The 11,689-nt window shown below is 67.1% G+C and carries 6 protein-coding genes; 2 read left to right on the forward strand and 4 right to left on the reverse strand.

Features of this window, described 5'->3' with window-relative positions; genetic code table 11:
• Positions 1-32 precede the first annotated feature (32 nt).
• From DFH01_RS28695 to DFH01_RS09675, 4 genes are read right to left on the reverse strand one after another with little or no spacing between them, the layout of a single operon-like run.
• Positions 33-965, reverse strand: coding sequence for a hypothetical protein (locus tag DFH01_RS28695; protein ID WP_233256052.1), 933 nt, complete (start codon positions 963-965; stop codon positions 33-35).
• Entirely contained in the window at positions 884-3,208 is a 2,325-nt protein-coding gene (locus DFH01_RS09665; protein ID WP_233256053.1) for a type I restriction endonuclease subunit R, read from the reverse strand. The genes DFH01_RS28695 and DFH01_RS09665 overlap by 82 nt, the downstream gene beginning before the upstream one ends.
• Positions 3,205-4,566, reverse strand: coding sequence for a restriction endonuclease subunit S (locus DFH01_RS09670; protein ID WP_158287687.1), 1,362 nt, complete (start codon positions 4,564-4,566; stop codon positions 3,205-3,207). The genes DFH01_RS09665 and DFH01_RS09670 overlap by 4 nt, the downstream gene beginning before the upstream one ends.
• Positions 4,563-6,518 (reverse strand): type I restriction-modification system subunit M, encoded by a 1,956-nt coding sequence (locus tag DFH01_RS09675; protein WP_233256054.1) that lies wholly within the window; start codon positions 6,516-6,518, stop codon positions 4,563-4,565. Before DFH01_RS09675 ends, DFH01_RS09670 begins: the two co-directional genes overlap by 4 nt.
• A gap of 60 nt (positions 6,519-6,578) precedes the next feature.
• Here DFH01_RS09675 and DFH01_RS09680 point away from each other — a divergent pair, with 60 nt between their 5' ends.
• Positions 6,579-6,884 carry a helix-turn-helix domain-containing protein gene (locus DFH01_RS09680; protein WP_199231187.1) on the forward strand — a complete coding sequence of 102 codons (306 nt, stop codon included), beginning with the start codon at positions 6,579-6,581 and terminating at the stop codon, positions 6,882-6,884.
• Positions 6,885-7,291: 407 nt separating this feature from the next.
• Positions 7,292-11,689, forward strand: a complete 4,398-nt coding sequence (locus tag DFH01_RS09685) for a sigma-70 family RNA polymerase sigma factor (protein ID WP_109870239.1) — start codon at positions 7,292-7,294, stop codon at positions 11,687-11,689.

The raw sequence follows: 11,689 nt of genomic DNA on the forward strand, positions 1-11,689 counted from the left end.
TGTTCAGGCGTCGCCGCGCGGCGCGGTAGCGATCATGCCGACCCTGCCGTGGGCTGCGCGGCCAAACCGCCCTGCTGAACCGCCGCAGCGACCTCAGGTGCGACGTCGTCCTGGGACCGCAGCGCCTCCCACAGGCGTCCCGGCCCGAGGAGGACGGACAGGATCCGCGTCTGGATGGCCTCGGAGTTCAGCGCCTGCGTGCTCATGGACTGGTGGGCCGCCATCGCGTCCATGATCGCCTTCAGCAGCTCGTCATGGAGGTTCGGCGAGCTGGCGAACTGCTCCTTCGTGTTGGCCGCCGCCTGCGCGCGCAGCGTCTCGGACTCCATCATCTTGGCCTTCAGCACGCCGTCCACGTAAGCCACGGCGTCGCCCTCGGTGATCTCGCCCTCGAAGAGGTCGTTGATCGCCTGGATGATCTCGGCCAGCAGCATCCTGTGCTTGTCCTGCACGCGGCCGGACCCCGTCTCGGTCATCGGCATCAGCGGCGCCGCAGGCTGGTTGCCGCCGTTCAGGTTCAGCGTCCGCTGGCCCAGGTCGCGCATGCGGTGGTGCGTCAGGCGCAGCGCAGACAGGTCCACCCCGTCTCGCTCGCGGCCGAAGTCCAGGAGCGGCACCAGCATCTTCGCGAAGAGGTAGAGCTTCTCGTAGTCGGTGTTCCCATAGTCGAACATCTGCCCCAGGAACTCGTAGGCCCGGATGTACGTGCCGAGATCCTTCTTGAAGAGGTGGAGGGCCTCCATCTCGTCGGTCGCTTCCTTGTGCGCCTTCGACCCCTCGGGTTCCGCCTTGGCGGTCTGCTGAGCCTGCTTGAAGCTGACAAGCAGGCGGTTGCTCACGGGGCCGATCGCCGCGTCGAGGTTCGCCTGCGTCGCCTTCGGGTTCACCGCGACTGCCGCGACGCGCTCCACCTCGAACTGGTCGTAGGCCCCGGCGGCGTCCAGCTTGTTGCGAAGATCCAGCACCACCTCCGGTTTGCTGACATCGGCCAGCTCGGCGGTGCGATGATACTGCCTGAACGCCTCCAGGATCTCGTCCGGCTCGTTGACAAGTCCACGACGTAGGTGGTGTCCTTACCCGAATGGGCGCGGTTCAGGCGCGACAGGGTCTGGACGGCCTGGATGCCAGCCAGCCTGCGGTCCACGTACATCGCGCAGAGCAGCGGCTGGTCGAAGCCCGTCTGGAACTTGTTGGCCACGAGCAGGATCGCGTACTGCTCGGTCGCGAACGCCTCGCGGATGTCCCGCCCGTGCAGGCCGGGGTTCATGTTGGTCTCGCTGAACGCCTCCGGCCCGCTCTCCGGGTCGTTCACCTCGCCCGAGAAGGCCACCAGCAGGCCGATCGGGTAGTTCCGCTTCTTGATGTAGTCGCCCATGGCCTTCATCCAGCGGACCGCCTCCTTGCGGCTACTGGTGACGACCATGGCCTTGGCCTTGCCGCCAAGCAGGTGGGCGACGTTCTGGCGGAAGTGCTCGACGACGATCTGGACCCGAGCGGCGATGTTGACGGGATGCAGCCGCACCCAGCCCATGATCCCCTTCTTGGCGTCATTCGCGTCCACCTCCTTGTCGGTGAACTCCTTGCCGTTATGGGTCAGGCGGAATGCGAGCTTGTAGGACGTGTAGTTCTGCAACACGTCGAGGATGAACTTCTCCTCGATGGCCTGCTTCATCGAGTAGACGTGGAACGCGGCGGGCAGGTTGTCCTTCGCCGCCGGTCGCGTCGGGTCCGGCCTGGTCCCGAACAACTCCAGCGTCTTGGCCTTGGGCGTCGCGGTGAAGGCGACAAAGGTGATGTTCCGGTCCTGCTCGGCGCGGGCCGCCATCTTCGCGGCGAGGATGTCCTCGACCCCGATCTCGCCGCCATCCTCGAGTGCGGCGATCTCTTCCGGCGTCAGGATCATCTTGAGTTCGGCCGCCGCCTTTCCGCTCTGCGAGGAGTGCGCCTCGTCGGCGATCACGGCGAACCGCTTGCCCTTGGTGGCCGACAGCTTGCGGACCTCGTCCATGGCGAACGGGAAGGTCTGGATGGTGCAGACCACGATCTTCTTCCCGGCCGCCAGCGCGTCGGCGAGTTCCTTGCTCTTGCTGGAGCCGTCGCCCGTGACGATGGCCACTACGCCCTTGGTGCGCTCGAACCCCTCGATGGCCTGCTGGAGCTGCTTGTCCAGGACGTTCCTGTCGGAGACGACGATGACCGTGTCGAATAGCTTCGCGTTCTTCGCGTCGTGCAGGTCGGCGAGGAAGTGGGCCGACCAGGCGATGGTGTTGGTCTTCCCCGACCCGGCCGAGTGCTCCACCAGGTAGCGGCCGCCCGGCCCCTCCTGCAGGACGGCGCCGACGAGCTTCCGCGTGGCAACGAGCTGGTGGAAGCGCGGGAAGATCCAGCCCTTGAGGTCCTTCTTCGCGCTACGGACCGGGACGATGTAGCGCCCCAGGATCTCCAGCCATCCGTCGCGGTCCCAAATCTCCTCCCACAGGTACGCCGTCGGCGCGCCGTTCGGGTTCGGCGGGTTTCCGGCGCCGAAATCGTGACCCTTATTGAAGGGCAGGAAGACGCTGTCGGCCCCGGCCAGCCGGGTGCACATGTGCACCTCGCTGTTGCTGACCGCGAAGTGGACCAGGGCGCCGCCCGGGAAGGACAGCAGCGGCTCGGCGACGTTCTTGCCGGGGGCCTTCGGCAGCCTGTCGTAGCGGTACTGGTCGATCGCGTCCTTCACCGACTGGGTGTAGTCGGACTTCAGTTCCGCGGTGGCGACCGGGATCCCGTTCAGGAACAGGACGAGGTCCAGGCTCTCCTCGCCATGGGCGGAATACCGGACCTGCCGGACGACGCGGAGCCGGTTCGCCGCGTAGCGCGCCGTCAGGGTCTCGTTCATCGCCAGGGCGGGCCTGAACTGGCACAGTGACAGCGTCGCCTTCAGGCCGACCACGTCCAGGCCATGCCGCAGCAGGTGCAGCGTCCCCTGCTTGTCCAGGGCGGCGCGCAGCTTGTCGGCAAGCGTCTTCGCGGCGGCCGCGCCGTGGGTCTTCGTCAGGGTCGCCCACGCATCGGGCTGGCTCGCCTGCGCCCAGGCGGCCAGATCCTCGACGAACAGGGCGCGCCATCGGTCGTAGCGGTCGGCGGAGCCTTCCTCGTACAGCCAGCCATGCGCGGCCAGATGCGCGCAGATGCCCTCCTCGAACGCCTTTTCCTTGTGGATGCTCATGCGGCCTCCTCCAACGGGACGAGGCCGCGGACATCGATCTTGCCCGTGACGGCTGCCGAGATCAGGGCGGCCCTCCGCTCTCTGAGGAGGGATATCGCCCGTTCAGCTTCTTCCCTGAGCGAGTCCAATTCGCCGCATGTTTGATCGAGGTACTCGGTAATTTCGTTCTGCTCTGCACGTGGCGGCAATGCGATCTTGAGATTGGACGCAGTTTCCACGTTGAAGTGCGTATGGATCGCGCCTTCGGCACCCAACTCGTACTGAACTCTGCAAGTTTCTGAGTTCATCGCGTAGGCCAGGAATCGAGACGAGAAAGCAGACGACTTCCTGATGATGATAAGGTCAATGCAGTTCGCGCCATCGAAGTCCGGACCGACCACCGCAGTTGTGCCTGGTTTGCCTGTCCGTACGGCAACCAAATCGTCGATGCGCAGCGCCGATTTTTGCAGTTCGGCGTGGGCGTCTGGACGGAAAAAGACGAGATTCTCGTCAACAAGGCGCATCTCACGGACGTTCAGGGAACGAAGAGCAGGCACCCCATCATCAGCATAGTACTTGGTCGGGGTGACCACGACTCCTACGGTCAGCCCTCCCACGAAATGCTTCAGGCGCGTTAGTTCCCAATGTGCTGGGATCGCCCCAAGCCACTCGATGCCCAAGTCCTTCATCGGAACATCGTGGTTCAGCCCCCGGGTAACCGCCTGAGAGATGACTGCCTGCCGCTTCTCATCCAGCAGCGCGACCAGGCGCTCCTGCTCGGCGATAAGGGTATCGATTTTGCTGCACTCGCGGCCGAGAAAATCGGCGATGTCGCGCTGCTCGTCGAGAGGCGGGACTGGTACGATAACGCGCCCGATTATCGTGCCGTTCAGGTTGGCCAAGCCCGTGGTGGAATTTGAGAGAAAATCGAACTGAATGCGCGCAAGGTCGCTATTGAGCACGTACCAGGCTAGTTCTGGCAACAACGAGCTATTCAGGCGGATCCGCTGCATGAAATTGGAGTAGCAGCAGCGCAGCGCTGCTACTCTCCGGTCCACGAGTGTCGTTTTGCCAATGTGAAGAGAACTACCGCTGGATTTCGTTAGCAGGAGATCACCTTCAATCAGCAGGGTGGCCTCAATCTCGTCCGCGGTGAGTTTCCGCACTGCGGGATCCTCAATGCGCCAGCGCCCGTCGACGGTCTGCTCAGTCGAGCGAAGCACGACCGTGTCTTTCACCCCGTCCGGATCGCTCCCCCACACTCCTCCGTCGTTGCGCTCGATCAGTCCCTTGAGCGGAGTGACGTTCCAGTGCGCGGGCACGGCGCCAATCCAATCGACGCCGCTTTCGCGATACCCTGGGTAAGCAGGGGCGCTCACGCTGCCAGCCTTTCCAGCATCGCCAGAATGCGGCTGGTAGCCTGCTTCAGGTCGGCATCGATTTCTGCCAACGAGCGCGGTGGCTCGAAGACATAGAAGAATCGATTGAAAGGGATCTCGTACCCGATACGCGTCTTCTCTTCATCCATCCAGGCGTCCGGCGCGTGCGGCAGAACCTCACGCGCCATGTGGCTGTCGATGTCCTCGCCAAGGGGGACCATCTCGGTGTCGCGCAGCTCCGGGTCCGGTACCGGCTTGCCCTTCCCCTTGCCCTTCTGCCCGACAATGACGTGGCCTCGGGCATCACGCTGCGGGCGTTCCACGGTGATGCTGCGGTAGCCGAACGCGTCGCTCGAGAAGATGCGCGAGAAGGGCGACAGCCTGACGCTGCCGTTCGTAGGCGCGATGGGCGGCTTCTCGCCCTCGCGGACCACCACCTGGGTGACCTTGCCATCAGCGTCGGTCACCGTCGCGATCTGCGCCTCCACGAAGGCGCCGAAGATCTCGGTCACCATCGTGATGTGCGTCTCGCTCATCTCCTTGCGCTTGGAGCCGAGGCTCTTCCGCATCTTCTGCCAGAGCGCCGAGCCGTCGATTAGCTGGACCTTGCCCTTGCGGGTGCCGGTCTTCTTGTTCGACACGATCCAGACGTAGGTCGCGATCCCGGTGTTGAAGAACATGTCCGTCGGCAGCGCGACGATGGCCTCGAGCAGGTCGTTCTCCAGAATGTAGCGCCGGATCTCAGACTCTCCGGACCCAGCGCCCCCGGTGAATAGCGGCGACCCGTTGAGCACGATGCCGAAGCGGCTGCCGCCATCCTGCGCGGGGCGCATCTTCGAGACCAGGTGCAGCAGGAAGAGCATGGCGCCGTCGCCGATGCGCGGCAGGCCAGGGCCGAACCGCCCCGCGTAGCCCTGCTGCTCGTGCTCGCGCCGGACCTCCTTCTCGATCTTCTTCCAGTCCACGCCGAAGGGCGGGTTCGACAGCATGTAGTCGAACTTCCGCCCCGCGTGGCCGTCGTCGGAGAGGGTGTTGCCCGCGACGATGTTGCGGACGTCCTGGCCCTTGATGAGCATGTCCGCCTTGCAGATGGCGTAGGACTCGTCGTTGAGCTCCTGCCCGAACAGGGTCAGCGACGCCTTCGGATTGTGCTGGCGCAGGTATTCCTCGGCGTCGGACAGCATCCCGCCCGTCCCCGCCGTCGGGTCGTAGATTGTGCGGACGACCGGGTTGCCCGGCGTCAGGATGTCGCTGTCCTCGATGAAGAGCAGGTTCACCATCAGCTTGATGGCGTCGCGCGGCGTGAACTGCTCGGCGGCCTGCTGGTTGGAGTGGTCCGCGAACTTGCGGATCAGCTCCTCGAACATCAGGCCCATGTCGCGGTTCGAGACCTTGTCGGGACCGAGGTCGAAGCCCGCGAATTTCTCGGTGACCTTGTAGAGCAGGTTCGCCTTCTTCAGCCGGTCGATCTGATCGGCGAAGCGGAACCGCTCGAAGATGTCCCTGACGGACTCCGAGAAGCCCTGGATGTAGGCCGTCAGGTTGGTGGCCAGGTGGTCCTGGTCCCCCATCAGCTTCTTCAGGTCGAGCGGCGATGTGTTGACAAACTTCTGGTCGGATATCCGCAGCAGGAAGGGTTCAGGGTTGACCTTCTGCTTCTCCCGGGCGGCCTTCTCGGCCAGCACCTTCTCCTTCGTCGGCGCCAGCACGCAGTCCAGGCGCCGGAGGACCGTGAAGGGCAGGATGACCTTGCCGTACTCGTAGGGCTGGTAGTCGCCCCGCAGGAGATCGGCGACGGACCAGATCAGGCCGGACAGGGAGGTGGTGGACTGGCTCACGGGCGGCGCTCCGCGGCCACCCGCCGCCCACGACCACGCACCTCGGGCACCCCGGCCCGGACCGATCCCAGCTTCCCGACCATCAACGGCAGTCCCTCGATCGCGCCGCCCCACAAACGGCGGCCTGCTTTACGTCAAGGGTTGCGTTTTCCGAAACGGGAGGCAAGGATTTTGGTGGCGTTCCGGAAGGAATTCTACGTCGGTGCTGATTCCATGACCCCGGCCCAGTGCAGGGCCGCCCGCGGGATGCTCGCCTGGACGCAGGCCGAGCTGGCGACCCGTGCGCGCGTCCACGAGGCGACCGTCCGGGGATTCGAGCTTGGCCGGAAGGAGCCGATCCGGGTCAGCCTGGACGCTATCAGGCGCGCCCTCGAGGAGGCGGGCGTCTCGTTCGTCATCGACCGCCTGAAAGGCGAAGGGGTGTTCCTGATCGGGCAATCCCAACCCAGAGCGGCGCAGGGGGGCGGGGCCGGTGAATGAGACCGGCCGCCGCGCCACTAAGACAGTGTGTCAACTTCCTGGCGTAAAGCGCGGCCGGGTGCTCTCGCGACAGTCGCTCGCGGCTCAACGCCCAGTGCATAATCGGATCATGCGGTAGCCGGGGTCTCGTGGTGTCGGGAGGGGGGGCAGACAAGCCGGGCGTTCTTCGGGCAGCGGCCCGTGCCTTCGCGCGTCTGCTGGGCGCGCCGGTGCCCAGGTCCGCGCCAGCGAACTCCGCCTCCACGGCTTCGGCCCGGCCGAAGGCCATGGCGGGATCGCCAGCACCCGTCAGGCCCAGCGCGCCGAAGCCGGGTCTCGCCGCCTCCCCCAGCATCAAGGTCGCTTCACCAGGCCCTGATGGAGCGCCTTCGCGCGCGGACGTCCCGGCGGGTTCCCTCCAGGCGGCGATGGTTCTCCCGGACCTCAGGCCGGAGCCGTCGAGCCCTATCCCCGATCACGCCGAGACTTCGGCGAACGACCTGGCCTCGGTGCATCTGGATGTCCACGAGGATCCGACCTCGCCCTCGGTAGCGACGGCGACGGACATCCTGGGCCAGACGCGGACCGACGCCCCGATCGCTGCGGGCGACGAGGCGGCGTCCAGCCGCGACTGGCCCGAAAGGGTCGGCCTCGAGGTGCTGGGAGGTCTCGACGCCGAGGCGCCTGCCGACGCCCTCGCGGGCGAAGACGCTGCGCTCTGCGAGGCGCCGCTCCACCGATTGGACGAATGGTGGGAATCGCCAGCCGCCAGGCGAGCGATACACCGCGCCGCTGCCAGAAGGCTGGGCCGCCATGTGCTCCGCGACATCAGGATCAACCCGCTTCCTGCGACAGCCGAGCCGCGCACGCTCGAATGGGTCGGCCTCGCCGAGCAGGAAGACGTCTCGGCATGGGTGGCCTCCGACCCGGAGGCCCGCCGCTCCCTGCAGGCGCTCCTGCACTGGCTCGACGGGGGATCTCCGTCGTTCGGTCATGCGATCGCGGAGGTGTTCGGCGCCCACGAGCTCTTCCGCGGGCTGCTCCATGATCTCGAGGAGCGCGACTGGAGCATCGTGAGCAAACGGCTCGCGGGCGAGACGCTTGAGGACGTCTCTCTCGCCGTCGACGTGAGCCGCGAGCGCGTTCGCCAGCTTCTCGACAAGATCGACCAGCGCATCACCAGCCGTCTGTTCTCCGCGAGGGCGATGGGACACCCGGCCGCCCTCGCGCTCGACGTCCACCTTCGCAGGATGGCAGTCGAGGTTACGGAAGCCGCGTCGCGCGCCGAAGGGCGGCTCCTGGATCGGGATCGCCCGGACTGGATCCGGAAGGCGCTCCCACCGGACGAGGCGCTGGTTCTTGGCGCTGTCACACGCGGCCCGTTTCGCGAGTACCTGTCCGAAGTCGGTCAGCCACTAGCCGATGGGCGCACCACCCTCGCCCTCTCCGACGCCGACCTGGAGCGGGTCCGCTCGACGCTCCAGCACGTGGCTGGCGAGCGACAGATGGCGCCCCTCTCCCAACTCGCGTCGGAGGTCGGCCTGCCGGAATCCGAAGTCCGTCTCCTGGCGGATCTCGGCGGCATGGAACGAGACGGCGACGCCGTTCTGGTCCCGGGGGTCCGGGTGGCGGACATGCGGCGGGCACGCGCCGCCGAAATCCTGCGGAACGCAGGCCGGGCGATGCACAGCGCCGAGATACTGCTCGCGGGACTTGGACATCTGCGGCCACCGGGCTGGAACTCGGCCAACCTCGTGCGCTCCATGAGCGACGAGCCGGACAGATTCTCGAACGACGGCTTGGGCCTCTGGTGCCTCGCGGGAGAGACGCCGACCGGGCTTGCCGACCTGCGCGGAGAATGCCCGAGCCCGACCTGGGCGATCCCAGCCGACGAGCTTCGCCAACGGATACGACAGGCCGCCACCGACTGTCCTGCCGCTTGCCATGCACCAATGCTTGGCGGCCTCGATCCCGCGTTGCCGCAGTTCCCCCAGCAGGTCGCCGCCCGCGTCGCGGATCGCCTTGCGGACATCCTCCCGCCCGGACAGCGCTCCGTGCGCGAGAAACTTGGCCACCCCGACGATCTCACACTGCTTCAGCATTGGTTGATGGCGGAGCGAGAGGGCGCCGAGGCGCCAGGGGACCGGCTTGAAGGTCTTCTCGTGGACGAAGCTGCATTCGGCTTGACTTTCCTCAGCGCTGCCGTCGCGGCGCTACAGGCGCCGCGACGGCAGCGCAGCGACGGATGGGTGGCCGTGCGGACCGCCTGCTGCCCCAGCATGCGGAGGGCCCTGTTCTCTGGCTTCGCCCTCCAGCGGCGGATCACGAGCGCGCTCGTGCATGCGGCCGGACGGTATGGCCTGCGGCATGCGTTCGACGTCCGCTCCGATGCCTGGCTCACGCTGCTGGAACTCCAGGCCGGGCTCACGCGAGGGAGCCTGCACGGGGTTCCAGCGTGGTTGGACGGCTCGCTCGCGGCCCCGGACGCCGTCGGACTCCTGACGACACCGGGGAGAAACCAGAGCGAGTCCTTCGCGCTCCTCTGGCATTCGCTGGCGGCGTATCGGCGCAACGAACTGGGCGAAGAGGACGTCGCGGCGCTCGCCGAGACATCCCCATGGTGGCCCGGATGGTCGCTGGCGGAAGCCTTCAGCATTCTCCGTTCCGAACCGGATGCGTCCTCCCGTCCTGTGGTCGGGGATCGGACCAGGCGGAGCGTGGAGGAAGGCGACGAGGCGTCGGAGGGCGATGTCGCGGTCGACGGCGGGTTCGAGGAACTCTCCGTCTCGCTCGACCTGGGCTCGGGGTCTTTCGTCGTGGTGCTGCCGGAACGCCTCGACGTGAAGGCCGGACCGGTGGTCGTCTCGGGGGACGGCTTCCGCGCAGGCGGCACGGTGGACGAGGACGGCCGCGTCACGTGGCATGGCGAGCCGCGAATCAGGCTTCTCCTGCGCGGCGCCCCGAACAGACCTGCGAGGCTGGAGGTCTCCGGCGACGTGGTCGGCGAACCGCAGATCCAGCTCTGGCGTCCCGCCGACTTCATCGCGTTCTTCGACCTGGGGTCCGGCGGGGCGACCGCGCAGGATCCCTACACGGCGCTCCCGTCCGCCTCGGGGCCGCATGCCCTCGTCCTGCATCCGAGCCTCACCCCGGCCGTGCCCGCCGACGAGGAGCGGGAACTGGACCAGGGCTACCTGCTGCACGTCTACCGCCAGGGCTTCCCGGAAGGGATGTCGGTGTCCTGCGATGGCGAACTCCTCTGGGAGCCGCGCCGACGGACGGAGAGCCAGATCGTCCTCGACGTCGCGCCAGTCGCGCTGTCCGGAGACGCCGGAGACCTCAAATGGGGCGAGGCGTGCGAACTCCGCGCCTTCGGGGTGCCAGACGGCTTCGTCCCCGTCCGCGCGGTGATCGGAAGCCAGCGGCTTGAAGCGGTGGCTGACCAAGCGCCATGGCGCTTCGGCGGATTCGTCGTGCTGCCCGGCACGGACCCGCTTCGCCGCAGGGGACGAATTGAGGGCAGCTACCGAGGACAGCGGGCGTCCGCGCCCGCCGTGGTCATGCTCCGGCGTCCCGCACAAGGAGCGGTGCTGCGCGACGGGCGGTCCTCCCGTCCGCTAGACCGCGGCGAGGTCATCGATCGGACGCGCGACCGCGACTGCCGTCTCTGGGTGTTCCGACCCAAGGACGACTCCGTGGCGGAGCACGTCGTATTCGAGGGCGTCCGACCCGCGGCGCGATATGGCATGCACGGAGCCAGGTTGGCCGGAGTGCTCTACGCCCTAGGCGAGCCGCTCGTGATTGCGCCGACGGCGTTCAACAGGGACGAGGAGAACTGCGCGCAGGTCGCCGCAGCCGTTCTCGACAGCGGAATCGTTTCCGGCGCCAGCGGCGATATGCCCGTTCTCCGGATTAGGTTCCGCTCCCCCGTCGGCTGGACGGACCGACATCGAGTCGTCGCGTGGGGGTCAGCCGGTTTCCACGACTGCTCTGTCACGGAAGTCGCGTCCGACGGGTGCGAGGTCACGGTCCGGGCGGCGGAAGACCTCGAGGTCGCGGGGATCGCCGTGTTGTTCGGCAACGAGTGGCTGGGAACGGCGCATCTCGCTCCCGACCCCGTGCAGTCTGCCGCACGCCTCCTCGCCACGGACGACTTCTGCGACCGACTGGCATTGGCCATCCGCGCACGACTGCCCCTCCTGGGGGAGGCTGCCTCCCGCAGGGCTATGCTCCAGACCATCCGGCACGGCCCTGACGCGGTCCGGGTGCTGGTGAGGGGGGCGGACAACCCCGAGCGTCAGCACCTGGCCAGTCAGATTCTCGCGCGTTGGGCGGCGCGCCAGGACGACGCGCAGAGAATGGTGCAGGACTTCGCGTCGGCTCTCGAGCAGCCGCGGCCGCCCACGGCCCTGATAGAGCGCCTCGCAACGGTCTCGCCCTGCGCCGTGGTCAGGGTGCTGCGAGAGGGAATGGCCCGCCTTCCGCGCCCCGAACAGAAGCGTCTTCTCGCCGCGCTCATTGTCCGGACTCTGCCCGCGGATCTTCCCGAGGATGTCCGGGCGGCGATCTCGCCGGTCAACCCGGATCGCTGCGCCGCGGGCGCCGACGCGGCCATGCTCCGGGAGGTCTGCAGCGCGACGCGGCTGGATGACCAGTTCTTCGCCGCCCGCGACAAGGGCATTGGCGATCAGGCTTGGAAAATCGCGACCGCCGCAGGACCGCCGCCAGCACTGTCCGGCAACGTCGCCATCGCGATGACCCAGCCTTCCGTTCGGCGCTGGCTCGCGACCCACTTCTTCTCGCGGCTCATCCTCCAGGGACTCTGA

This window comes from Falsiroseomonas bella (assembly GCF_003173615.1).
GTDB lineage: Bacteria > Pseudomonadota > Alphaproteobacteria > Acetobacterales > Acetobacteraceae > Falsiroseomonas > Falsiroseomonas bella.